Origin of the sequence: Oceanobacillus jeddahensis (assembly GCF_000750635.1) — a bacterium.
In the GTDB taxonomy this organism is placed as follows: domain Bacteria; phylum Bacillota; class Bacilli; order Bacillales; family Amphibacillaceae; genus Oceanobacillus; species Oceanobacillus jeddahense.
The window spans coordinates 1532372-1557302 of record NZ_CCDM010000001.1 but is presented as its reverse complement, the minus strand read 5'-3'; the positions used below and the strand labels follow the sequence as shown (position 1 = coordinate 1557302).

The 24931-nt window shown below is 37.0% G+C and carries 22 protein-coding genes and 1 tRNA gene; 4 read left to right on the top strand and 19 right to left on the bottom strand.

Annotated features, from left to right (window positions below; translation table 11 throughout):
* Positions 1-12: 12 nt before the first annotated feature.
* The 6 genes from BN986_RS06835 to BN986_RS06810 all read right to left on the bottom strand — a co-directional run bounded on the left by BN986_RS06835 (position 13) and on the right by BN986_RS06810 (position 6810).
* The gene (locus tag BN986_RS06835) at positions 13-1194 is read right to left on the bottom strand and encodes a phosphoglycerate kinase (protein WP_040978908.1); all 1182 of its coding nucleotides are present in this window, start codon (positions 1192-1194) and stop codon (positions 13-15) included.
* A 231-nt stretch (positions 1195-1425) separates the two neighbouring features.
* Complete coding sequence (gap, locus tag BN986_RS06830; RefSeq protein WP_040978907.1) at positions 1426-2433, bottom strand: type I glyceraldehyde-3-phosphate dehydrogenase; 1008 nt, start codon at positions 2431-2433, stop codon at positions 1426-1428.
* Between the two features lie 49 nt (positions 2434-2482).
* Positions 2483-3502: a sugar-binding transcriptional regulator gene (locus BN986_RS06825; RefSeq protein WP_040978906.1), complete on the bottom strand. Its 1020-nt coding sequence runs from the start codon at positions 3500-3502 to the stop codon at positions 2483-2485.
* An 823-nt stretch (positions 3503-4325) separates the two neighbouring features.
* Complete coding sequence (locus tag BN986_RS06820; protein WP_040978905.1) at positions 4326-4553, bottom strand: glutaredoxin family protein; 228 nt, start codon at positions 4551-4553, stop codon at positions 4326-4328.
* Positions 4546-5841 (bottom strand): RNA polymerase factor sigma-54, encoded by a 1296-nt coding sequence (gene rpoN, locus BN986_RS06815; RefSeq protein ID WP_040978904.1) that lies wholly within the window; start codon positions 5839-5841, stop codon positions 4546-4548. Before rpoN ends, BN986_RS06820 begins: the two co-directional genes overlap by 8 nt.
* 84 nt (positions 5842-5925) lie before the next feature.
* On the bottom strand, positions 5926-6810 hold the full coding sequence (locus BN986_RS06810) for a fumarylacetoacetate hydrolase family protein (RefSeq protein WP_040978903.1): 885 nt from the start codon (positions 6808-6810) through the stop codon (positions 5926-5928).
* A gap of 142 nt (positions 6811-6952) precedes the next feature.
* Here BN986_RS06810 and BN986_RS06805 point away from each other — a divergent pair, with 142 nt between their 5' ends.
* The 3 genes from BN986_RS06805 (at position 6953) to BN986_RS06795 (ending at position 8534) form a co-directional block, all read left to right on the top strand.
* On the top strand, positions 6953-7462 hold the full coding sequence (locus BN986_RS06805; RefSeq protein ID WP_040978902.1) for a FixH family protein: 510 nt from the start codon (positions 6953-6955) through the stop codon (positions 7460-7462).
* A gap of 101 nt (positions 7463-7563) precedes the next feature.
* Positions 7564-7956, top strand: a complete 393-nt coding sequence (locus BN986_RS06800; protein ID WP_040978901.1) for an RNase H family protein — start codon at positions 7564-7566, stop codon at positions 7954-7956.
* 32 nt (positions 7957-7988) lie between these two features.
* On the top strand, positions 7989-8534 hold the full coding sequence (locus BN986_RS06795; protein WP_040978899.1) for a shikimate kinase: 546 nt from the start codon (positions 7989-7991) through the stop codon (positions 8532-8534).
* Between the two features lie 202 nt (positions 8535-8736).
* Here the strand turns inward: BN986_RS06795 and BN986_RS06790 are convergent, their stop codons facing one another.
* From BN986_RS06790 to clpP, 6 genes are all read right to left on the bottom strand, one after another.
* Positions 8737-9531 (bottom strand): HAD-IIA family hydrolase, encoded by a 795-nt coding sequence (locus BN986_RS06790; RefSeq protein WP_040978898.1) that lies wholly within the window; start codon positions 9529-9531, stop codon positions 8737-8739.
* 701 nt (positions 9532-10232) lie between these two features.
* Positions 10233-11945, bottom strand: coding sequence for an ABC transporter permease (locus BN986_RS06780; protein ID WP_040978896.1), 1713 nt, complete (start codon positions 11943-11945; stop codon positions 10233-10235).
* Complete coding sequence (locus tag BN986_RS06775) at positions 11942-13063, bottom strand: ABC transporter ATP-binding protein (protein WP_040978894.1); 1122 nt, start codon at positions 13061-13063, stop codon at positions 11942-11944. The genes BN986_RS06780 and BN986_RS06775 overlap by 4 nt, the downstream gene beginning before the upstream one ends.
* A 12-nt stretch (positions 13064-13075) precedes the next feature.
* On the bottom strand, positions 13076-14122 hold the full coding sequence (locus BN986_RS06770; RefSeq protein ID WP_040978893.1) for an ABC transporter substrate-binding protein: 1047 nt from the start codon (positions 14120-14122) through the stop codon (positions 13076-13078).
* A 215-nt stretch (positions 14123-14337) separates the two neighbouring features.
* On the bottom strand, positions 14338-14904 hold the full coding sequence (locus tag BN986_RS06765) for a glycerol-3-phosphate responsive antiterminator (RefSeq protein ID WP_052400669.1): 567 nt from the start codon (positions 14902-14904) through the stop codon (positions 14338-14340).
* Positions 14905-15778: 874 nt separating this feature from the next.
* The gene (clpP, locus tag BN986_RS06760; RefSeq protein WP_040978891.1) at positions 15779-16363 is read right to left on the bottom strand and encodes an ATP-dependent Clp endopeptidase proteolytic subunit ClpP; all 585 of its coding nucleotides are present in this window, start codon (positions 16361-16363) and stop codon (positions 15779-15781) included.
* 425 nt (positions 16364-16788) lie between these two features.
* On the opposite strand from clpP, the gene BN986_RS06755 reads away from it, so the two are divergent.
* Positions 16789-16864 (top strand) — tRNA-Arg (locus BN986_RS06755).
* 135 nt (positions 16865-16999) lie between these two features.
* On the opposite strand, the gene BN986_RS06750 is transcribed toward BN986_RS06755, so the two are convergent.
* The 7 genes from BN986_RS06750 to BN986_RS06720 all read right to left on the bottom strand — a co-directional run bounded on the left by BN986_RS06750 (position 17000) and on the right by BN986_RS06720 (position 24781).
* Positions 17000-17257, bottom strand: coding sequence for an HPr family phosphocarrier protein (locus BN986_RS06750; RefSeq protein WP_040978890.1), 258 nt, complete (start codon positions 17255-17257; stop codon positions 17000-17002).
* A gap of 126 nt (positions 17258-17383) precedes the next feature.
* Positions 17384-18334: a DNA-binding protein WhiA gene (gene whiA, locus BN986_RS06745; RefSeq protein WP_040978889.1), complete on the bottom strand. Its 951-nt coding sequence runs from the start codon at positions 18332-18334 to the stop codon at positions 17384-17386.
* Positions 18335-18432: 98 nt separating this feature from the next.
* Entirely contained in the window at positions 18433-19383 is a 951-nt protein-coding gene (locus BN986_RS06740; protein WP_040978888.1) for a gluconeogenesis factor YvcK family protein, read from the bottom strand.
* Positions 19380-20267: an RNase adapter RapZ gene (rapZ, locus tag BN986_RS06735; protein WP_040978887.1), complete on the bottom strand. Its 888-nt coding sequence runs from the start codon at positions 20265-20267 to the stop codon at positions 19380-19382. The genes BN986_RS06740 and rapZ overlap by 4 nt, the downstream gene beginning before the upstream one ends.
* Before the next feature lie 548 nt (positions 20268-20815).
* The gene (trxB, locus tag BN986_RS06730; RefSeq protein ID WP_040978886.1) at positions 20816-21748 is read right to left on the bottom strand and encodes a thioredoxin-disulfide reductase; all 933 of its coding nucleotides are present in this window, start codon (positions 21746-21748) and stop codon (positions 20816-20818) included.
* An 83-nt stretch (positions 21749-21831) separates the two neighbouring features.
* Entirely contained in the window at positions 21832-22824 is a 993-nt protein-coding gene (locus tag BN986_RS06725) for a tetratricopeptide repeat protein (RefSeq protein WP_040978885.1), read from the bottom strand.
* A 295-nt stretch (positions 22825-23119) separates the two neighbouring features.
* A complete protein-coding gene (locus BN986_RS06720; protein WP_040978884.1) occupies positions 23120-24781 on the bottom strand; it encodes a glycerol-3-phosphate dehydrogenase/oxidase in 1662 nt (553 codons plus the stop codon).
* Between the last annotated feature and the right edge of the window lie 150 nt (positions 24782-24931).

The window sequence follows — 24931 nt, the reverse complement described above, 5'->3', positions numbered from 1 at the left end:
CATCTATTTTTATTATTTATCATTTAATGCGTCTACTCCCGGGAGAACTTTCCCTTCCATAAATTCCAAGGAAGCTCCTCCACCTGTAGATACATGGTCCATATCACTTGCAAGACCGAATTTTTCAACTGCTGCTGCGGAGTCTCCTCCACCAATAACGGAAAATCCTTCTGTTTCCGCTACAGCATCAGCAACTGCTTTGGTACCGCCTGCGAATGTATTTAATTCAAACACACCCATTGGTCCATTCCAAATAACTAATTTAGAATCCTTTATAATAGAAGCATACTTTTCACGAGTTTGAATGCCAATATCTAACGCTTCCCAATCAGCAGGGATTTCATCAATACCTACATTTTTTGTATTTGCTTCTTCTGAGAAATCATCAGCTACGACAACATCTGACGGCAACACAAAGTTAACGCCTTTGTCTTTCGCTTTTTGCATGAATTCTTTTGCTAAATCCATTTTATCTTCTTCTAATAGTGACTTCCCGATTTCATGACCTAACGCTTTAACAAACGTATAAGCTAAGCCACCGCCAATTATCAAGTTATCCACTTTATCAAGCAAGTTATCAATTACATTAATTTTATCTTTTACTTTTGCTCCACCGATAATTGCTGTAAACGGACGTGCTGGATCTTCTAATGCTTTTCCGAGAACTTCAATTTCTTTTTCCATTAATAGTCCTGCTGCAGCTGGAAGCTTTGTCGCAATACCAGTTGTGGAAGCATGTGCACGGTGTGCTGCTCCAAATGCATCATTCACATAAACATCTGCCATTTTAGCAAATGCATCAACAAGCTCTGGATCATTTTTCTCTTCACCAGCTTCAAAACGAACATTTTCAATTAATAAAACATCGCCATTGTTTAATTGGTCGATGGCTTTATTTACTTCTTCACCGTAGACTTCATCCGTTTTAAGAACCTCTTTATTTAGTAATTCACTCAAGTGTTTTGCTACGGGATCTAAACGAAGTTCATCTACAACAGTTCCTTTGGGACGTCCTAAATGACTCGCTAAAATAAGCTTTGCTCCTTTATCCGTTAACTCACGGATCGTCGGCAATGCAGCACGAATACGTGTATCGTCCGTAATTTCACCGTCTTTTAAAGGTACGTTAAAATCAACACGGCAAAATACACGTTTGCCTTCTACTTGTAAATCAGCAATGGTTTTTTTGTTCAACGGAATCCCTCCTAGTTTGGTATATACAACTCTTGTTATTATACCATTTTATCTTACTTTACTACTAATTCTACCTTAGAAAAACTTGGATTTACTTACTTCATAGAAAATCGATAGTTTTTCTTATATTTTCTTATCGTATAAAAAAAGAAAATAGAGGAGGAATTGCTCCCTCCTCTATTTATACCGTTCGGAGAGGCTTGCCTTACAACGAACGTTTTAATTATTTTCTTAAAGTCCTTTTTCAGCAATAAATACTGCTAAATCTACACAACGGCTAGAATAACCCATTTCGTTATCGTACCAAGAAACAACTTTTACAAGGTTATCTTCCATAACGATAGTAGATAGTGAATCGAAAATAGAAGAATGTGTGTTTCCTACAATATCAGAAGAAACAATTGGATCTTCTGTATATTCAAGAATTCCTTTAAGTGGTCCTTGTGCAGCTTCTTTCATTGCATTGTTCACATCTTCAGCAGTTACATCTTTATCAAGCTCAGCAACTAAGTCTGTTAATGAACCGTCTGGAGTTGGAACACGTACTGCGTTACCGTTTAATTTACCATTAAGTTCTGGTAATACAAGTCCAACTGCTTTAGCAGCCCCAGTTGAAGTAGGGATGATGTTTTGAGCAGCTGCACGCGCACGACGATAGTCTTTATGCGGTAAATCAAGGATTGACTGGTCATTCGTATAAGAGTGAATAGTAGTCATTAATCCGCGTTTAATACCAAAGTTATCATGCAATACTTTCGCAAATGGTGCTAAGCAGTTTGTTGTACAAGATGCGTTTGATATAACGTGATGTTGAGCCGGATCGTATTTGTCATCATTAACACCTAATACCATTGTTAAATCTTCACCGTTAGCTGGTGCAGAGATAATTACTTTTTTAGCTCCTGCCTGGATGTGCTTGTCAGCATCTTCTTTCTTCGTGAAGATACCAGTAGATTCGATAACGATTTCTACGCCAAGATCTCCCCATCCAAGATTTGCAGGGTCACGCTCAGAAAGTACTGTAATTTCTTTTCCGCCAACTACAAGATTAGAACCATTTACGCTGATTTCTTCTTCCAATTTTCCGTGAACAGAATCATATTTCAATAAGTGTGCAAGCATGTTAGCATCTGTTAAATCATTGATTGCCACAATTTCCACTTGGTCATTTTTTAAAGATTGACGAAATACGTTACGTCCAATTCTTCCAAAGCCATTAATACCAACTTTTACAGTCATATTAAATTCCTCCTAAGAATTTCTTGAATTTTTTATTTATATAAAGAGGTTATCCTCTTAATATCTTTTCTGCAGCACCTTGATCGGTGATTAACATATTGCTCTTCCCTTGTTTAAAATAAGAAGTAATTGCATGCCCTTTTGACGCGCCACCGGCAACTGTAATAATATGTTTGGATGTATCCATATCCTCCAGTTGCAGTCCTACTGTTTTCACTTTATAAACGACGCGGCCATCCACGTCAAAGTAATAGCCAAAGGCTTCTGAAACAGCATTTTCGGATTTTAATAAATCAATTACTTTTTGGGAAGATTTTCTTCTTTCTGCCATCCGTAAAGCATCTCCAACACCATGTAAAACAATGTTAGAATCTTTGATAACAGATAATGCATCAATAACATGTGGTTCCTGCATAATTAACTCGTATGTGGAATCACTAATTGGATCAGGTACATAAAGCATTCTGTACTGACTATTTGACCTTCTTGCCATCTCAGACACAATACGCGATGCTTGATTTTCTACCTTTTCCCCAATACCGCCTCTTGCCGGAACAAATAATACGTCTGTTCCTTCAGGTAATGGCTTCATTGCATCTGCGACAGCTGCTATCGTGCTGCCACCTGTTACGGCAACTGTATTGCTTTTTTGTAAAGTAGATTGTAAATGAGCGACACATGCTTTGCCCATCTCTACTTTTATTTGAGGATTATGGTCACTATCACCAGGCACTACAATGACATTATCAATCGATAAAGCACGTTTTAACTGATCTTCTAAGGTTTCCAACCGGGACAAATCCCCAATTAAAGCAGCTAATTGATCTAAGACTACTTTTCCCTCATTCGTTATAAACATACCTTTGGAAGTAATTTCGACCAATCCCTGTCCATGTAGAAAATCAATTTCTCCACGAACATGCCGTTCTGTTAAATTTGTACTTTCTGCTAATGCCCGCCTTCCAATTGGCTGATGTAAATGTACATGCTGTAATAACGTGTACCTTTCCTGCATCAAACTAACCAATTCAGGTACAATTTTTCTCTGTAGGGCCATGATGGATTCCATTTTAACCATTCTCCTCCATACGGGATTAAAAGTGTCCCATGTGGTTATTTTATGTCCCGATTCATTTGTATTATAACATAACGCATTTCAAAAGCAAAGAAAAACTCTTAAAAATGCTGCGGTATAAACCAATATTTTGTCTAAAAAGCGAGGAACCTGGCAAATGCAGGATCGACCTTTTACAATATAAAAGTCCATACAGTTTATCTATTCCCATTGCATGTGAGGTTAAACACAGAAACTGATTTTCACCTATTTCGACAACGATAGATACAACAATAAAACGAAACTTCATTCAGTGGGAGTTTTTCGACGCACAACTCTTTACGATGGGACGAGTAATCGCAGCAACGTTTTTAATAGACCGAGTAATCGCAGGTCTCAATGTTGTCAGGTTAATAAATATTTTAAATATTATATTGGTTACAGATAGATAACAACAACTATCTAGTGGAGGAAAAACACGGAGACTCCTGTGGGAAAGCGCGGAGGGAAGACCCCGCAGAAAAAAGCGAACTTCTTTTTTCGAGGAGGCTGAGCTCAAGCCCACGGAAAGCGTAGTGTTTTTCCGTAGCGGTCGTATTAACCTGACAACATTGGTAATCGCAGTCCCAGTCCCAAGACGTTGCGAACTTAATCTGCTTCCTTCATTCTCCCACTGAATTAGCCTAAGTGATTCAGGGAGTTAGTGCCCGTTCTCTCCCGCCTAAATTAATTTATTTTCGCTCTTTATTTTGAGGCGGGAATTTTACGGGCGTTTCTCCGTGATAAAAAGACATTCTCTAAAACGAATTTAATCGTTTTATAAAGAATGCCTTCCCTTTTATCCAGCCAACAAATTGTTGATATTTTCTATATTTATGTCATTTCCATACACTTCACCATCTTTATAAGCGATGACCGGAATAATTAATTGATATTTTTCCAGTAAAGTGTCTGATTGATAAATATCTATTTCTTTCACAGGTATGTTATCCGTATTTAACATGTCTAATAATTCTTTCGCTTCTTCACATAGTAAACAATTCGTTTTCGTATAAAATTTAATCATTGCTTCCGTTTGTTCTCCTTTTACGCTTGGAAGAAGATAGAATACCCAACTCTTCCCGATATTTCATTACGGTTCTCCTTGCCACATATACCTGATAAAGTTCTTCTAATTTCATCCGAATTTTTTCATCGGAAAGCGGATGTCCCGGATCTTCATCCGCTATAATTTGATGTACATACTGCTTTACCACAACACGAGCAATCCCTTCTCCTTTCCGTGTTTCACGCTGCAGCAGATACTTTACTCGGAGAATACCAAAATCCGTCTGCAGATATTTATGGCTAATCGTCCGGCTAATCGTAGAAACATGGAGGTCCAAAGTATCTGCAATATCCTGGAGGGTTAAAGGCTTTAAGGCCGTTAACCCTTCTTCAAAAAAGGACAGTTGCTTATTGACAATAATGCGTAAAACCTGCTCCAATGTTTTCCCGCGATATTGAATGGCCTGCTCCAGCATTTCTACTTCTTTCTTCTTCTCTTTTAAAAAGTCTGCTCCTTCTTTCGGCATATCCATTTGTAATATATCATCCCGAATCTGAATGGTAGGGCTTGACCAATTGAAAAAAGACAATTGCCACTCTCCATGCTCTTTAAAAACAGCCGCTTCCGGGATAATATACTCCGTCTCTTCCTGCTCCAATAACTTACCTGGATTCGGATGACAAAGCTTCATATTCGTAATCAGTTTGCTGGCTTCGTCTTCTGTAATCGCATACTTTTCAGCTAAAGCCGAAACATCTTCCTCTGCAATGAGGACCAAATGATGTTCAAAGAGATCTTCCAGAAAAGGATAATCACAATCCATTTCTTTCAGCTGCAACTGAATACACTCTTGTAAATTTCTAGCTCCAATTCCTGGTGGATCAAGAGCTTGCAAATAGGATAACGCTTGCTCCGTTTCCTCTATAGTTAATTGGCAGTTTGCCGCCCAATCCTCTAAAGTAATATCTAAATAGCCATTCTCATTTAAGGAATCAATTCCAAAAAAAACCGCTTGTTTTAGAGTATCCTCTGGTATGGAAAGCATATACACATTCTCTTTTAATTGCTCGTACATATTTTTTTTGGAAGCATTCATATTTTCAAATGCATTCGTCTCTCCATGAAATTGACTTAGCACTTGTTGATCGATCGGACGAATATCTTCAATTAGCGGGTTCTCTTCAGCAATTTTCTGCACATAATCATATAATTCAATACCAGATAACTGTAAAATTTCAATTGATTGGTGAAGAGATTGATTCATTTTCCAGGATAATGCTTGCTTTAACACTAGACTTTGTTGCATGCTTTCCCTCCCCCTCCACGCGTTTCAATAGAAAATACTATATTTTAGCGTTGTTAACATATCAAGTTTATTTCTATCCAATTATTACACTTTCTTCACTTGATTTTCCATCGTACCAATTCCTTCTACCTCTAATTTCACACGATCCCCTGCCTGAAGCAGTCCTGATGGTTCCATCGCTAACCCTACCCCATGCGGAGTTCCTGTTAAAATAATATCTCCCGGCTCCAATGTCATGATTTCTGAAATAAAGTTAACTAAGAAGGGAATATCAAAGATAAGATGCTCTGTATTAGAAGACTGACGCACTTCTCCATTCACATAAGAACGGATATTTACTGCGTGTGGATTATCCATTTCTTCTTTTGTGACGACCCATGGCCCAACAGGTGTTGTATGATCCAATGATTTTCCTTGCAGCCATTGTGGTGTACGTTTTTGCAAATCACGTGCTGATGTATCATTGGCAAGTGTATAGCCAGCAATATAGTCAAAAGCATCCTCTTTTTTGACTTTAGAAGCTGTTTTTCCAATGACGACCGTTAATTCTACTTCATAGTCTAATTTTTCAGTAATGGAAGGATAATAAATCTCATCCTCCGGTCCAATAATGGCATTATCAAATTTAGCAAATAAAACAGGAAAGTCAGGAATATCTGATTTCATTTCATGAACATGCTCTTGATAATTTTTACCAACACAAATTACTTTTTTTGCTTTTCCAAGAGGCATTCCCAAATGAACATCATGAAGGGAAAGGCTTTCATATCCTCTTGCTTCTTGAAGAATCTTCTGCAATTCTTCTATGTATTCTAATGCATGTGTATAAAAATCAACTGGATTTGCAGGAAGCGTTTTCTCCCCAAACTGTTTTGATAATTCTTCCACATCTGCAATGGATTCTGAATCCGTTAACACACCCGTACGGTAATTCTCATTTTCCTCTTTCCGATAAGCGACTAATTTCATCTCTATTCCTCCTTCTTTTCCTTATTATAATAGAGTTATCCCTGGAAAGGAAACAGATATGTCATAATTTATTCAACCTTACTTTGGGTAAGTCATGCTATACTAGGTGTCGGATAAACATTATAGAAAGGGGATATACATAATGAAGAAAAAATTATTTTTTATGCTGATCATTCTGCTGATTACTTTAGCTGCTTGTTCAAATGGGGAAGCGGATTCATCAGAGGAAGATGAAGGTGAGTTACCGGAATTACCCGCTTTGGAAGTAGATTTTGATGTTCCCGAGCATGTTGAAGTTGGGGAAACAATTGATTTAACTGCCCATGTCAGCTTTGACGGTGAGCCTGTAGAAGATGCGCATGAAGTTTTATTTGAAGTATGGACACAAGGACATGCTGACGACAGTGTTGAATTCGAAGGTACTCATCAGGAGAACGGCACATATACAGCAAGTTTTACATTTGAAGAGGAAGCTGTTTACGAAATGTATGCACACACAACAGCAGAAGGACAGCATAATATGCCTTTAGAAACCGTTATCGCAGGAGATGCTGAACCGTCTGAAGAAGATGCCCATGATGAAATGGACCACGAGCATCACGAACATGGCCATGAAGAAAGCGAACACGATCATGAAGATGAAGATGAGTAAAGAATAGCGACAGCTTTTAAACATACTCGCTGATACACATTCCTTTTTGATTTAAAATTCTTTATACTATTAAGGTAGAAATGCAAGCGAGGTGATATGCTTTGATTCAGGTCTATACCGATGGAGCCACAAATGTTAACATAGAGAAAAGCGGTGCCGGCGTTTATATAAAAGCAGGAGGAAATAAGCTGGAATATGCTGTTTCCTTACCTTATATGTCTAATCATGAAGCTGAATTTCACGCCATCATCGAAGCATTGAAAATTTGTAAAATAAACTTTAAAGGAGAAATCCTTTCATTTCGGACAGATTCTAAAGTAGCAGCAGAAGTAATTGATAAAGGACGGACAAAAAACAAACAATTTCTTCCTTTACTTGAAATCATCCAGGCGTTGGCAGCAGATTTTCCTTTTCTATTTATTAAATGGATACCTGAAAAAGAAAACAGCAAAGCAGATCAACTGGCAAGAAAAGCAATCCACCAACAAGCATAGCAGCGAACAGGATGTCGAGGAGGAAATGTAAAATGAGTAATATCCCACTAAAGGAACAAAGTATTGTATTAATCGGTTTTATGGGTGTCGGCAAAACAACCATTGGTCAAGCCGTCGCCCGAAAACTGTATCGTGACTTTATTGATATTGATGAAGAAATAGAACGGCGGTTTCAAATGCCTCCGAAAGAGATTTTTGCAAAACATGGAGAAGCAACCTTTCGTCAGTATGAAAAAGAAATTATTTCTGAAATATGCCATAAACGATTAAAAGTTATTTCATTAGGCGGCGGTGCTTTTCTTCAAAAAGAAGTTCAAGATATTTGTCTTGCCACAACAACTATTTTCTTCCTCGATTTGTCCTGGAACAGCTGGAAGGATCGAATAAGTTTACTGATAGATAGCCGGCCGGTTTTACAAGGTAAAAACATGGAGGAAATTAAAGAACTTTTTGATGACCGCCAACCAATTTATGAGCAGCATCATTCCCGCATCATAACGGATAATCAGGAAATTGAGGAAATAGCTGATTATATTGTAGACTCTTTAAAATTAGCATGGGAGCTTTATGCCGGTTAGGTTACATCGAAAAAAACAGCAAGAGGCGTTTGAAAGTGTATTAAATTTGCTTTAGATTTTAGCAAGTAAACATTAATTAAATGGAAGAAGGACCTTATGGCATTTTAATTTTTATAAACTTTCTTATTTGCTATAGTTAAAGCATATCTATCCAAGCATAAAAAATTTGCTTGGATAGATATGCTTTTTTACTTTGTTTATTTTAAACAACAGCATCTGTTTTCATATTTAAAATATCTTTGACACTATTTAATGTGTAATGAGGTTTGAATGATGTTGTTTCTACCATACTTTTATCCGTTATTCCTGTCAGTACTAAAATAGAGTTCATACCATAATCGTTTCCCATTTTCACATCTGTTTCCAGCCTATCCCCTACCATAAAGCATCTTTCTGATGGTAATTTTAGAATATCTTCTACAATAAATTTAGCTGCTAAGAGAGAAGGTTTACCCAGGATAATATCTACTTTTTCACCTGTCGCTCCCTCCATCGCTCCTATCATCGCTCCACAGTCCGGTATTTGCCCTCCACGCATCGGGCAAGTACGGTCTGGATTAGTAGCTACCACAATGGCTCCATTTCTCCATGCCTGAAAAGCATCGTTTAATTTATCATAAGTAAACTTTCTATCCCATCCTAATACCACATAAGTTACTTCTTCAGGATTATCTGACACTTCAATATTCTGTTTTTTTATCTCATTAATTAAAGGAGTTTCCCCTATAACCATTACTTTCTCTGCCTGGGCTAGTTTCGATTTTAAATATCTGGCTGTGAGTATATTGGAATTAATGACATCTTTATTTGTTACCTCTACTCCTAATCGATTCAATTTATTAACATAAGTCTCTGTCGTTTCAATGGATTTATTAGTTAAAAAAACTACTTCATCTCCTCTTTCCCGAAGAGCTTTAATTGTTTCGTCCGCTCCTTCAATAATTTTTTCCTCTAAATAAATGGTTCCATCCAAATCAAAAATATAACCCCGCTTCACCCTGATGCCCTCCTTGGTGTTTAATATCGTGATAATAAAATCGGAATATTCCGTCAAATTTAATCTTTTTTATTCCTTTTACGTATAACAATTCTTCTCAAATGAATTATTATACTAAGAAAAACCAAGTAAACCACTTAGTTTTAAAATACTGGTGTTCTTGCCAAGGAGATGTCCGCTCCGAGAAGTCGCTTTCCGCGGGCAACGCCTCAGCCTCCTCGAAAGAAGAGCACTTTCTGCGGGGTCTTCACCTGTTGCTTTTCCCGCAGGAGTCGACTTCCCTCCGCTCCCATCTTTGAAGAAATATGTTTCATTTGCTTTCTTTCAAAGAAACGAAACTGATTCTAGCGACGCTTTTTGATGGGACGAGTAACCGCAAAAGCTCTTCGGTGGGGCGAGTAATCGCAGCCCCAGTCCCAGCCCCAGTCTCAATGGGAAGATCCCGCAGGAAAAAGTGTTCTTCTTTTTTCTATCATAGGCATAAGCGCGACTATGCTTCCGTCTGCGCCTGTCGGCTTGCCAATCAGCAAGCCTTCTTTAAAGGAAATGAGCTCGGGGCCGACAGAAAGCGTAGTGTATTTCTGGGGCCTAAGATTACTCCCCCCATGAAACCCGTTGGAGCGGCTATCCTCAACATTTTATACTTTATTCTTTAGATTCAAAGTTTTGATTCTTCGGATCAAAACTTTGAATCTGTTATTCTACTTCATTTTCTTTTCACTTCTATTGGTCAGTTTTTCAGCAATCAGCTGGAATACAATAACAATGACAACAAGAACAATTGACATGGCTGCAGCAGAATAGTATTCCGCCCGCATCACATTTTGAAAAATTGCCAAACTCATTGGGGCCCAGCTTGCCGGAGCCATCAGAATCGATATACTTGTTTCTTTAATAACCGTTACAAAAACAAGGATTGCCCCGGCTGCAATACCAGGTAACATTAATGGTCCTACGACGGTTAATAAAGCAGTGAATGTAGATGCTCCCAGATTAATTGCCGCTTCTTCAATATCAGCTTTAATAGATTTCATTGTACTCATTGTAGATCGAACCATATAAGGTAATCTACGCATTGCATAAGCAACGATTAATATAAATGCTGTCCCGGTAAGTTGTAACGGGGCAGTATTAAATGTTTGAATCAGCGCAATACCGACAGCAATTCCTGGAACGATCAATGGAACTGTTGTCACAAAATCAAGTGCAGTTGACCTGTGTCTTACCACAAAGTAAGCTACTGCCGCTGATACAACAACACTGATTACTAAAGCGCCTAAGGCCAGAACAATACTATTTTGAATATTCCCTAAAGAGGAAGTAAAGATTGTTTGATAGTGTTCTAACGTGTATCCGTTTGGAAGCAGTCCTCTTCCCCACGTAGTAGCAATAGATTGTAATAATACTGTTAGCAATGACAATAATGGCACGATAATAATAAGAGATGAAAATACAAACAAAGGAATTGTTAACATTTTATTATCATTTAATTTAATTTGTTTTGGTTTTCCTGATACCGAACCATAATTCATGTTTTTAGTGAAATAATTTTGCAGCCAATATGCCAGTCCTGCAATCGCTATCATGACAACTGTTAGAATTGCTGCACCACCCCAGTTAAAGAAACCGGAAATTTCTCTATATGCTTCAACGACGATTAAGTTTAGATCTGTTGGTGCTAAAATAATCGGTGTTCCAAAATCTGAAAAACTAACCGCAAAAATAACTAAGGCTGTGGACAACATTCCTGGTATGACTAGCGGCATCGTAACGGTTGAAAAAGTAAGCCAGCTTTTTGCTCCCATATTCCTGGATGCTTCTTCTAAGGATATGTCGCTGACTTTAAACGCAGCTACCATTGGCCATAGTGCATAAGGGAAAAAGAAAAATATTTGTACAATTGCGATACCTGTCATAGAGTAAGGGTCAATGAAGAAGCCCTCCCCACCAAAATATTGATAAATCTGCGTAGCCCATCCAGAACGACCAAACATAATGATAAAGGAATAGCCTGAAATAAATGTTGGTATAACTAATGGAATCGTACATAAAGCACTAATGGTTTTTTTAAAGGGCATTTTTGTTCTTGCAATTCCATAAGCAATCGGGATACAAATAATCATTACAATTAATGATACCGTTATTGCTAAATACAAACTATTCTTCAAGGAAGCAAAATAAGTGGAATTTTGAAAAATAGCTGTAAAATTATCTAATGTAGCATTTTGAAATTGATTAATCGTTGTTTGCAGTGTCTCTAAACTGATTAATGATCCAAATATATTAATAGGTTCATCTGTAAAACTAACTAAAAAGATAGATAGTAAAGGGATAACTAAGAATAATAAGAAAAAGACATAAACGAGTATTTTTAAAATTCCAAGACCGTTAAGATTCTCTTTTATTTTTTTCATAACAGCAAAACCCTTTCAGGATCTACAACAACTTTGATTTCAGAATCCTTTTCAAAAATCTTATCTCCCGATTCAAATATAGTATCTACCAATAAATTATGCTCTCCAACCCGTATATCATATCTAACCGTTGATCCTAAATAAGTTGCTACTTCAACTTTACCTTCAAAATAATTATCGATTGTGCTTTCATCTTTACCTTTTACGATTAAGTTTTCTGGTCTGATCACAATCTGGACATCTTCCTTCTCTGTATCCATTGTTGACTGAATATCATAATTACCAACCTGAACATAGGTCAGATTATTTTCTTGTTTGGTTACTTTTCCAGGAAGAATATTAGAAGTACCAACAAAATCTGCGATAAACGGCGTTTTAGGATTACTATATAAATCTGTCGGCGTTCCAATTTGCAGTATTTCTCCGTTATTCATCACAGCAACGCGGTCCGCCATACTCATCGCTTCTTCCTGGTCATGCGTAACAAAAATCGTCGTTATTTTCAACTCCTGCTGAATTCTTCTAATCGTATTTCTCATAGAATGTCTTAACTTCTGATCCAGGTTTGATAATGGCTCGTCCATTAAAAGAACTTGCGGCTCCATAACAAGAGCTCTGGCTAAAGCAACCCGCTGTTGTTGCCCACCGGAAAGCTCACCAGTCAACTTCTTCGCATGGTCCTTCAATTCTACATATTCTAAAATACTATTAACTTTTTCTTCGATATCTTTTGGGTATTTGATGATTTTACTATTAAGCATTCGTATATACACGCCAAGTTTTTTAACCATATTACTGTCTCTTAAATGTTTTATATTCAAGCTGTAGGCAATATTATCAAAAACATTCATATGCGGAAATAACGCATAGCTCTGGAATACCATCCCACAATTTCTACGGTGAGGCGAAATATCATTAACTACTTTGTCCCCAATTTTTATTTCTCCACTGGTTGGTGTTTCAAATCCGGCGATGCACCGCATTGTCGTCGTTTTTCCGCATCCGGAGGGACCCAAAAGGGCAAAAAACTCGCCCTCTTGGATATCTAATTCAATATTCTTAAGCACATCGGTACCAGAAAAATTCTTTGTAAGCTGATTTACAACAACAGAACCCATAAAACCATTCCTTTACTCTATATTCGTATTCCATTCGTCTCTGATTCGATCATAGTTCTCATTTACCCAGTCAATGTCTAAATCAATGGCATGTTCCTGGACAGTCTCCAGCGAGATAGGTGTTTGTGATTCAACATCTGAATTAATTGGTATATGATTCCATGAAGCCAATATTTCTTGTGCCTCTTCACTTAACATAAAGTCCATAAATTCTTTACCGCCTTCTGGGTTCGGACCATCTTTAACCAAAGTTACAGGATTTACTAATACTGGTGTTTCTTCCGGAATAATAAAATCAACAGCTTCTCCATTTTCTTTCAGTTCATATGCCATGAAATCGAATCCAATCGCTATTTCAGCCTCTCCCATAGCAACTCCTTTTGTTGGACTAGATCCTGAGTCTGGAATAGAGTTTGCGTAATCCGTTAACTGTTGGAAATACTCCCATCCTTCTTCCTCACCATGCTGCATCATATAACTTAATACCATTAGTGTTGATGTACCAGAAGCGGCCGGGTTTGGAAATTGAATTTTGCCTTCCCATTTAGGATCTAATAAATCCTCCCATGTTTTTGGAGCCTCTTCTTCAGAAACAAGCTCTGTGTTATACGCAAAACCTAACACGAAAATTTCAGTACCTACATAGTAGCCATCTTCGTGCTTCATCTTAATTCCATTTTCAGTTACTTCCCAATCCTCTGCTGCCTCCGGAATGTATTCTGTAATAATATCCCGATCTACAGCTGCTTCAAAAGGTAGAATTCCTCCACCTCCATACCACACATCTGCTTGTGGATTCCCTTGTTCAGCAATCATTTGATTTACAAGTACATTTGTCCCAGCATAATCTACATTTACATTTATTCCATGTACTTCTTGAAACTTCGCTGCTAATTCATTCGTTAAATCAGGCGTTTCAGGGGAATAAAGTGTGATCGATCCTCCACCACCTTCAGATCCCCCATCCGCATCAGAGCCTTCATCTACACACGCAGCGAGCAAACTAAGAATAACTACAAATAATACCCCTATAAATAGCTGTCTCTTTTTACCTCTCATTAACTTTCTCCTCCTTTTTATTTAAAATAACCTATAAAAAAAGGAGAAGATACGAAATTGGACACACCTCTCTCTAAAGAAAGGTAATTATCCAACTCTATCTTCTCCTAATTCTATATAGAGTTATTTAATTATTGATCTAAGTATAGCAAACGCTTTCACAATTGTAAAGAAAAAATTACAATTTTGTGAACTTTTTTTACAAAGCTATTTTATTAAACATCAATATTCCATAGTTTAGGATCGCTTGAGGAAATTGCCAGAGCTCCCGCCTGCAACCCATCATGAATTTCTTTTTCTCTACTAATTAGTCCTCCTGCAATAATAGGGAGCTTTGTCATCGTGGTTAATTCATCAATAACCGTCGGCATCAGTCCAGGTAAAATTTCAATAGCATCAGGCTGAAATTGATCAGCCATTTCAACACCTTTTTTCATTGCATTTTTATCAATTAAAAAGATTCTTTGAATTGTCATTAAACCTTCTTCTTTTGCATATTTAATCAGCGTATTTCTTGTGGTAATAATTCCTTTAGGCTTCCAAACTTCCGCAATATACTTTAATGCATTCCTTGAATTGGAAAGCCCTTCAATAAAATCTATATGTAAAAAAGTTTGCTTTCCAGCGCTTTTTAGCACATTCAAGTAATCCGGTGTTGTCAATAAATCACCAGTTAATAAAAATACAACATTTGAATTTGAAGAAGCAGCCATTTCTAGATGTTCAGGCGACTTCACAGAAGCAATAATTTGTGATTCAACGATATTTACAATATTTTCCATTTGTATCCTCCTTGAAATATTTCAACTAATATAATTATGTTACCTTTAAAGATAGTCTTTCATTCGCTTATACCTTAAAACAGCATAGAGTGGTGCGGTTTATCACGGAGAACCGTCCGTAAAACTCCCGCCTCAAAATAAAGCGTAAAATAAATTTATTTAGGCGGGAGATAACGGACGCTACCTCCCTGAATCACTCAACTAACACTCAGTGGGAGAAGAACAAAAACTCCCACTGAGTGAAGTTTCGTTTTATATGATTAAGTGTATAAAAGTTCATATTCCATGGAAAAAAACTATAATGTGATAGTTAAGCTTTGGGGATAGGCTTTGATCATCTGTAGATAAAAAATACTTAAGCCTTGCTGATTCTCTACAAGATCCTTGCCTGGAGGGAATTTTATGAAATTTCAACTTACCATCCCTTCAAAGGTGTTTAAGACCAGCTGGAATTTGGGATAAATATAAAAGTATAGTTTGGACAAAATTTAGAGTATTTATTTTAGCACCATTTACTTCGATATCTATCATCACTATTTGGAACATTGAATAACCAAATAAAATTCTATTTCAAAATCTTATTCTATCATTATTTTACCATAAAACAGACAGTCCGAAAATGTTTAGATTACTAATATGCCAAGGTTTATCAGATACTTAAGGGATTAGAATTTTTATAAATATAAAATGTAAAATATATCCTATCGTTCCATTTGTTACATATCAAATACATTAATAAACATTTTCTTTCCTCTACTGATTATGGTATTTAACTTAAACAAATTGTCTTTAAAGAAGACTTTCTTATCGTAAAAAAACAGGCTAAGGTTCAACATCTTAGCCTGTTTTTAACTATCTAATGGTTTATTATTGTTTACGCTTTGCGCTCAAAGATATCATCTATGATGCCATATTCTTTAGACTGTTCTGCACTCATGAATTTATCACGCTCTGTATCGCGCTCAATAACTTCTAAAGGCTGGCCAGTATTTTCAGACATGATGCGGTTCATACGTTTTTTAATTTCAATAATTCGATTGGCATGAATCTCAATATCTGTTGCCTGACCTTGCGTGCCACCTAAAGGCTGATGAATCATAATTTCACTATTTGGCAACGCAAAACGTTTACCTTTTTCACCTGCATTAAGCAAGAATGCTCCCATAGAAGCTGCCATACCAATGCAAATTGTTGATACGTCTGATTTGATAAAGTTCATTGTATCAAAAATGGCCATACCAGCTGTGATAGAACCACCAGGAGAATTGATATATAATGAGATGTCTTTTCCTGGATCCTCTGCTTCTAAGAATAAAAGCTGTGCTACAATGGAATTGGCCACATTATCATCAATGCCGCTGCCAAGCAGAATAATCCGGTCTTTTAATAAACGAGAGTAAATATCATATGCACGTTCACCGCGATTTGTTTGTTCAATAACTGTTGGTACTAAATTCATTTAAAAATCCTCCTTAAGTTGCCAACTTTAATGGCTGATGATTTTTTCTATACTTCATATGATAGCTTATTGGTCAATAAAGGTCAAACGAAAAGTTTCACCAAATTTATCACGGAGAACCGTCCGTAAAACTACCGCCTCCAAATAAAGCGTAAAAATAAATTTATTTAGGCGGGAGATCAGGTGAGCTAACTCCCTGAATCACTCTACTAACACCTTGCGGGAGAAGAACACAATCTCCCACTGAGTGAAGTTTCGTTTTATACTTTAACCATCATACCCGATTTTATCTTTGTTAAACGTGAAGACTTGAATTAATTGAAAGAAGTGGCGAAAGAACTTTTCAATTAAATTACAGAGAAAAGACTTGTCTCAAAGGACATTCATATGTATAATTAAGATTGTGTTTTTTAATATAACGATATGCGCCCATAGCTCAGCCGGATAGAGCACTGGTTTCCGGTACCAGGTTTGCCGGGGGTTCGAATCCCTCTGGGCGCGCTATTTAAAATTTAAATGCAATGAAAAACCCCTCTTAAATTGGAGTAATGATTACTCGCTTTTAAGAGGGATTTTTATTGAATGAGGTTTTATTATTTGATGATTTGCTGATTAACGTTTGTTATATAGATTCAATTAGACTTTTTCACGTACAAGGGTTGTTAAATATGCCATTGCCTCTTCTTCATCTTCACCCTCGATAATCAGCTTAATTTCTTCTCCTTTTGTCAAAGCTAAGCTCATTAATCCCATGATGCTTTTCGCATTAACTTTTTTATCATCCTTTTCTAAAAATATATGTGAATCAAATCGATTGGCCTCTTGTACAAAATAGGCAGCTGGCCTCGCTTGCAGTCCCGAATCTAATTCAATTTTCACCGTTTTCTCAACCAATAAATTCACTCTCCTGTCTTTAAGTAAACGCCTCCATTTATTTGGAGCAGAGAAATTGCTACCTCTGCCTCCTGGCGATATTCTAATATGTTTATTGCATTATATCATATTCTGCGGATACTAGCATTAATTACCAAGCTGTAACTCACCACGTTTAATTTTTTCTGCAAATTCATCAATTTTTTTCAGCCGGTGATTCACACCTGATTTGGATATTGTTCCGCTAGTAACCAGTTCCCCTAATTCCTTTAGTGAAACTTCTTCATATTGGATACGCAGCTTGGCTATTTCTTGCAGTTTCTCTGGGAGCTGATCCAACCCTACCGTGCGTTCAATCAATTTAATATTTTCAATTTGACGAAATGCTGCACCGATCGTTTTATTTAAGTTCGCTGTTTCACAATTTACTAGCCTATTTACAGAATTCCGCATATCGCGAACAATACGTACATCTTCAAATTTTAACAGCGCTTGATGTGCTCCTATAACATTTAAAAAAGTAGTAATTTTCTCCGCCTCTTTTATATATACAATATATCCGTTTTTTCGCTCTAACGTTCTGGCATGTAAATCATATTCATTAACTAATGTCTTCAGCTTTTCAGCGTGTTCCTCGTAATAATTAAAAATTTCCAAATGATAAGAGGACGTCTCTGGATTATTCATCGACCCGCCAGCCAGAAATGCTCCACGTAAGTAGGCCTTTCGACAACATTCTTTATCTACGTATTTCTTAGAAATGGTCCGGACAATTTGATATTGATTTTTAATTAATTCTAAATCCTCTAATAAAAATTGAACGTTATTTTTCATACGAACGATATAAACATTATTCTTTTTTAGTTTCATTTTTTTACGGACAAGCAGCTCAACTGGCAATGTATAATTTTGCTTAATTAATGTGTAGATACGTCTTGCAATGGCTGCATTTTCCGTTTGGACATCCAGTCCGTAACCTTGCTTGGATATAGAAATAACGCCATTCATTCGAACTAATGCAGCTAGCTCAGCAAACTGACAGCAAGCATCCGATTGAATAGCGGTTAGCTCTTTCTTAATATCTGATGCGAAGGACATCGTATCACGCTCCTTCCCCTGTTCGAACACTCTTTTATATGTTTATTTAACGAAAATATGACTCAGCGAGATAGTTATATTATCTCGCTGAATATATACTATAAGAACTGATAAAGCATCTCTGCTATTTTACCATTATTATGACGAAGTGTTCCATCTTTATGCTTCACGACAATATTCCCGGGAATCACCTGTACTTTCATCGCTTTTAAGCGATCCATATCCACTTCGACAGGAAATGCTTTTTCTTCTTTATAAATTTCCTGCGTTTGCGCATCTATTGGCTGGTTATGAACAATAACATAGTCAATGCAATCATCTCCAACATGGTCATGAATCGCTTGAACATGATCTGCCGCAGAATAATTGGTTGTTTCTCCATATTGCGTCATGATATTACAAACATAAACAATCTTTGCTTCCGTATTTAATAATGCTTCCTTTACTTCTGGGACAATTAAATTTGGCATAATAGAAGTGTAAAGACTTCCTGGAGAAATAACAATCAAATCTGCCTGGTGAATTGATTCAACAGCATTTGGTAAGGGCTGTAAGGGCTGTGGTTCTAAAAAAATACGTTTAATCCGCTTGCCGGATAAAGGTATTTTGGATTCACCGTGAATAATCTCGCCATCTTCCATGATTGCATGTAAAGACATATTATCGTTTGAAATCGGATAGATATTTCCTTTTACATTCAGGACCCGAGAAATTTCTTTGATGCCTTGATTAAAATTACCGGTCATCGATGTCATTGCAGCTAACAATAAATTCCCTAATGAATGGCCAATCAACCCATTTCCCTGCTGAAACCGATGCTGGAAAAGCTCTAAGAGCATTGGCTCTGCATCAGAAAGAGCTGCAATAACGTTTCGAATATCTCCTGGTGCGGGCATCTCCATCTCTGTACGAATTCTCCCTGTACTTCCTCCATCATCTGCAACAGTCACCACGGCTGTTAACTCTATTGGTAAATCTTTTAATCCACGAAGTAAAACCGGCATTCCTGTTCCTCCACCAATCGCTGTTATTTTAGGAACATGGCTCATGATGACTTCGCCTTTCTCTTCTCAATGTCCCTATGGCTGACATGAGTGATATAGTCGTTGCTGAATTGTTTTGAAAAATACTCAGCTAACGCGACAGAACGGTGTTGTCCTCCCGTACAGCCAATCGCAATAACTAACTGTGATTTCCCTTCTTTTTTATATTGAGGCAGCATAAAACGGAATAAATCATTTAATTTCTCAGTAAACAGCTGTGTATCTGACCATTTAAATACATAAGAAGAAACTTCCTGCGTTAAACCGGTTAAAGGTTGAAGTGCAGATACATAATGCGGGTTTGGTAAAAAACGGACGTCAAATACTAGATCAGCATCAATCGGAATTCCATATTTAAAACCAAAGGAAACAAAATGAGCAGAAAATACTTCTTGTTTGTCTTCCTTATACAATTGAAGAATTTTTTCCCGTAAATCCCTTGGCTTAAGATTGGAGGTATCAATAATTCTTTGCGAACGGCCACGTAGTTCATCGATAATAATTCTTTCTTGATGGATTCCATTTAAAGGAAGACCACCAACAGCTAATGGATGAGAGCGCCTAGTCTCTTTATATCTTGTCACTAAGGTTTCATCTGCAGCATCTAAAAATAGGATATGGCTTTGAATCCATGGTGTATGACTAATGGCATCTAGTGCCTTGTATAAGGAATCAAAAAACTCTCTTCCTCGTAAATCCATGACAAGCGCTACTTTTTGAATCGTATTCGAAGCATCCTTCATTAATTCTAAAAACTTGGGAAGAAGCGCAGGAGGTAAATTATCTACACAATAATAACCTAAATCTTCAAAGCTTTGTACCGCAACTGTTTTCCCAGCTCCTGACATCCCCGTAATAATAACGAGCTTTGTTTCTTTTTCCTGATTCACTGGACTCTCCCCTTTCAAACCTCTTCCAACGCACAATTGTTCTCAGTGGGACGAGTAATCACATTCCCAAATAGTGTTGATCGAACTAGCAAACTTTAGCTTTGAAACTCCTGAAGCTTTAGCTGCCTATCCTTTTATCGTGCTTACTTATATCTTATTTCATTATATTAGAAATCTTAACATTCGCCAAGCTTTTGAGTAGATGCCTCGTTAGGATTGTGATTCCTCTTCCTATCGAAACACTTAGTCCTCCCATCAAAAAGATACATGACCAATGTTGATAATGGTGTTCACTTTTATTTTCATAAAAAAAATGGACAGGTGAGTCACCTGTCCCAAAACTAATCTATCTATTAAAAGGGGGTCAATTAGTTAATTCTATAATACCCTTTTTGTGTTTCATGCGTGTTACAGCAAGGTTAAGATGCAATTACCGTAGATTAATTTTTTTATACAAAAACTAACCAAAGATGGATATACCCTGTAAATTCGACAATTCCCAATAACTTTTGAATTAGCTATTTCCTAAAATTCGACAATTAAGCTAATTAAGCTTCTAATGTTTCTACATATTTAATAGCTGTTTCAGCCGCAATACTTCCATCACCAGTAGCTGTAACAATTTGTCTAAGGTCTTTGGCACGGATATCTCCAGCTGCAAAAATTCCAGGTATTTTTGTTTCCATATTTTCAGATGTAGGAATATATCCTTCTTCATCGGTAATCCCTAAATCTGTAAATGGATCATTTAAAGGAAGCATGCCGATATAAACAAACATTCCGCTGATTGGGAAATCATATACTTCATCCGTTTTTACATTCTTTAATGTAATACTGCTGACTTTTCCATCCGTACCATTAACTTTTTCAGGTATCGTATCCCAAATAAATTCAATTTTATCGTTGTTAAAAGCACGATCTTGAAGTATACGTTGTGCCCGCAATTCATCACGGCGATGAACAATCGTTACTTTGCTTGCAAACCTGGTTAAATAAACGCCTTCTTCCACAGCAGAGTCTCCACCGCCAACAACCACAAGTTCTTTATTTTTAAAGAAAGCACCATCACAAACGGCACAATAAGATACACCGCGGCCGCCAAGTTCTTCTTCACCTGGGATACCAAGTTTTTTGTATTGTGCGCCAGTGGCAATAATTAATGTTTTGGTATGATATTCTTTCTTTCCTGCATGGATGGTTTTGTAACTGCCATGATCTTCAATGGATTTAATATCGCCATATGCATATTCTGCACCAAATTTTTTAGCGTGATCAAACATTTTATTCGACAAATCCGGTCCTAAAATATGATCAAATCCAGGGTAATTTTCCACGTCCTCTGTATTTGCCATTTGACCTCCTGGAATTCCACGTTCCAGCATAAGTGTATCTAAATTTGCACGGGAAGCATAAACAGCAGCTGTCATACCTGCTGGTCCAGCTCCGGCAATAATCACATCATATATTTTTTCTTCGGACATTCCGTACCGCCCCTTTATCCTTATAATATTCTTATTCCACCGTATAGTGTAATGAAATTAAGAAATAACGTCTATCTTTTTGCTCATTTCTTTAACGCCCACGGTCCTTCTTCTTTTGATAACTTCGGATGGCGCTTCAAGCCTTCTTCCCATAAACGAAGCGCCTTGCTCGGATTCCCTGATTGATAAGCAGTTATGCTGTACCATTTATAATAAGACGCTCTTCTTTTAGCTTGCTCACCGGAAACATTTTGATACCGTTCATATGCTAAAGCATAATTGGCTGTTTTTGCAAACACTTCTGCTATTCGCAGCTTTTGCTCCTCATGCATCGGATAAATATTGTTGATGATTTGAATATGCTTCTGATAATCCGGCTCACCTGCTTCATAATAAAACAGTGCTAAATTTAAATGGCTGTGCAGATTATTTGGGTAATCTTCTAACATATCCTCTTCAATATGCATGGCTTCTTCTTTCTTTCCTGTATAAAATAGCGCCTGTGCGTAATCATGAACAGCCAGCTTTTGTTCTGGAAAGTTTTCCATTATCTCTTCAATAAAAGGAATTGCTTTTTCCCATTCATCATTTTCCATATGATAAAAAGCCGTTTCCTGTAAGATGATCAGTTCATCTTCATCCTCCAGCGCAAAAGTTCCCTCTTCTTCATCTTCTATTTCTATAAAATCTAGAAGCTGAGCAGCATCCTTGCTAAAATCGCCTTCTGGTTTTTTATCTAAATACATTTGCGCATATTTTTTAGCATCTTGAAGCAATCCAAGATGCGCATAATTATTTGCAGCTAAATAATAACAATCAATATATTCCCCGGTCTGCAAAACTTCGGTCAACAGCTGATTGGCTTTATGGTAAGAACCAATTTCTGTATAAATAATCGATAGCTGACATTTATATAAAGGAAAGGAAGGTTTGTCATCAATTGCTTTTTGAATCCATTTAATCGCAATATCAAACTTTCTTTTTTTAAATGCTTCTACACCCTTTGTATAATAAAAGTCGCCTTCAGGAATGAATGGGGTGACGTTATTCGGTTTTGTTTTATTTCTTTTTAACATGAATCTCCCCCGTTCTTAAAGACAAAGTCGAGAAAAGTATACCACAGAATATATCAGATTCCTATATTTGTTGCCATTATGCTTATTAAAAATTTGGATGTCGTCAAGCTTTTAAATCGCAACCAACGTTTGAGCTTATCCTGATGGAAAGTTTTATATTTTAACCTGTCATTAGCATTTATTAAAACATGTGAACTATCTTCGCTTGCGTCCTAAAATATAAATTCTGCGAAAACCAAAAAATAAGACGCACGGCAAGAAGGGCACATGCATCTTATTTTTAGTTTTTCCAGTTTTATTTATCTGGGTGTGTTGTTTCGTATAATAATTGTTCCAGTTCTTTTCTATAAGCTACTGCTTCTTCTTTTGTCCAGCCAAGTTCTTTTTCCATAAACGGAAGAACCGTATCCATATGCGTCTCTACCCATGGACGGTTAAAGAATAACGCACCTGAACGGCGGATAAAGAAGTCAACTGCCTTATAAGCCATTTCTTCATTCATCGCGTATAGTACTTGCGCAAATACTGCTGGTTCAATATTTTCTTTTTTAGCAGCTTCTTTATTTTCTTTATAAAGCGTGAAGATTTTTTCTACATTTGCACCGTAGCGCTGTGTAAGTTCTGCTGCCTCGTCTTCTGTTAAACCGAGACCTATACCTTCTTTCACTTTCTCCGCTTTAAATTGTTTGAACCCTTTTGAACCGCCAACTTCACCGCCGGAAATAGGTAAATGCTTCGTTTGACTCTCTGTATATAAGATGCCCTCTTCTTCTTTTAACTGCTTGGCAACCATATTCACCACATGTTCACCCATTTTGCGGTAACCTGTTAATTTACCGCCTGCCATAGAAAGTAAACCAGAATCAGATTGGAAAATTTCATCCTTACGAGAGATTTCACTTGGGCTAGTGGCACCCTCTTGAGCAATTAAAGGTCGTAAACCAGCCCAGCTGGATTCTACTTTACTTGCATCAATCCCAACAGAAGGGAACATATAATTAATTGCATCTAAGATATAATTACGATCTTCCTCTGTCATTGTTGGATGTGCAATATCACCTTTGTAGCTAGTATCTGTTGTACCCACATAGGTTTTGCCGTCACGTGGAATAGCAAATACCATACGACCATCTGGAGTATCAAAATATACTGCTTGTTTGAGCGGAAATACAGATTCATCAAATACAAGGTGAACACCTTTTGTTAAATGAAGTGTTTTCCCTTTTTTCGAACCATCTAATTCACGAACATCGTCCACCCAAGGGCCGCCGGCATTAATAATTTTCTTCGCATAGATTTTATGTTTTTCTTTGCTGATTTGGTTTTCCGCTACGACGCCGACCACTTTACCATCTTCATAAATAAATTCAACTGCTTTTGTATAGTTGACTGCTTTCACGCCATTTTCAACTGCTTTTTTAAGTACTTCAATGGTTAAACGTGCATCATCTGTTTTATATTCTACATAAAATCCGCCGCCGCGAAGTTCCTCTTTTTTAACGAGAGGCTCATGCTCTAATACTTCAGCAGGCTTTAACATTTTACGGCGTTCTGATTTTTTTACACCTGCTAAGAAGTCGTATACGCGCAAACCAATACTTGATGTAAACGGTCCTAAAGTACTTCCTTTATGAAATGGTAAAAGCATCCATTCCGGAGTTGTAACGTGCGGGCCATTTTCATATACTACAGCACGTTCTTTTCCTACTTCTGCAACCATTTTAACTTCAAATTGCTGCAAATAACGGAGACCGCCATGTACTAATTTCGTGGAACGGCTTGAGGTACCTGCTGCAAAATCTTGCATTTCAATAAGGCCAGTACGTAAACCTCTTGTAGCAGCATCTAATGAAATACCAGCACCAGTAATACCTCCACCAATAACTAATAAATCAAGTTGATCACTTTCAAGTGATTCTAATACTTTTTTACGTTGCTTACCTGAAAATTCACTCATAATCTCCACTCCTATAATTATCTATAGTTTCTTATTCCCTATTTAAAGACGGTTATTCATCTAAAAGTATAAGAAAAACGCATTTATTCTTTAACGACCTTAGATAAATTGAAAAAGACCACAAGAACACTGGTATAACAATACCAGCTT

Bases quoted from the DNA above. Each gene is read 5' to 3' on its own strand.
- BN986_RS06775 (WP_040978894.1), bottom strand. From the start codon at position 13,063: ATGGGTTCTGTTGTTGTAAATCAGCTTACAAAGAATTTTTCTGGTACC.
- rpoN (WP_040978904.1), bottom strand. From the start codon at position 5,841: ATGCAACAAAGTCTAGTGTTAAAGCAAGCATTATCCTGGAAAATGAAT.
- BN986_RS06780 (WP_040978896.1), bottom strand. From the start codon at position 11,945: ATGAAAAAAATAAAAGAGAATCTTAACGGTCTTGGAATTTTAAAAATA.
- BN986_RS06795 (WP_040978899.1), top strand. From the start codon at position 7,989: ATGAGTAATATCCCACTAAAGGAACAAAGTATTGTATTAATCGGTTTT.
- BN986_RS06725 (WP_040978885.1), bottom strand. From the start codon at position 22,824: ATGTTAAAAAGAAATAAAACAAAACCGAATAACGTCACCCCATTCATT.
- whiA (WP_040978889.1), bottom strand. From the start codon at position 18,334: ATGTCCTTCGCATCAGATATTAAGAAAGAGCTAACCGCTATTCAATCG.
- BN986_RS06820 (WP_040978905.1), bottom strand. From the start codon at position 4,553: ATGATTAAATTTTATACGAAAACGAATTGTTTACTATGTGAAGAAGCG.
- BN986_RS06770 (WP_040978893.1), bottom strand. From the start codon at position 14,122: ATGAGAGGTAAAAAGAGACAGCTATTTATAGGGGTATTATTTGTAGTT.
- clpP (WP_040978891.1), bottom strand. From the start codon at position 16,363: ATGAATTTAGTACCAACAGTTATTGAACAAACAAATCGCGGTGAACGT.
- gap (WP_040978907.1), bottom strand. From the start codon at position 2,433: ATGACTGTAAAAGTTGGTATTAATGGCTTTGGAAGAATTGGACGTAAC.
- BN986_RS06720 (WP_040978884.1), bottom strand. From the start codon at position 24,781: ATGAGTGAATTTTCAGGTAAGCAACGTAAAAAAGTATTAGAATCACTT.
- BN986_RS06810 (WP_040978903.1), bottom strand. From the start codon at position 6,810: ATGAAATTAGTCGCTTATCGGAAAGAGGAAAATGAGAATTACCGTACG.
- trxB (WP_040978886.1), bottom strand. From the start codon at position 21,748: ATGTCCGAAGAAAAAATATATGATGTGATTATTGCCGGAGCTGGACCA.
- BN986_RS06825 (WP_040978906.1), bottom strand. From the start codon at position 3,502: ATGGAATCCATCATGGCCCTACAGAGAAAAATTGTACCTGAATTGGTT.
- BN986_RS06805 (WP_040978902.1), top strand. From the start codon at position 6,953: ATGAAGAAAAAATTATTTTTTATGCTGATCATTCTGCTGATTACTTTA.
- BN986_RS06740 (WP_040978888.1), bottom strand. From the start codon at position 19,383: ATGAGCCATGTTCCTAAAATAACAGCGATTGGTGGAGGAACAGGAATG.
- BN986_RS06765 (WP_052400669.1), bottom strand. From the start codon at position 14,904: ATGGAAAATATTGTAAATATCGTTGAATCACAAATTATTGCTTCTGTG.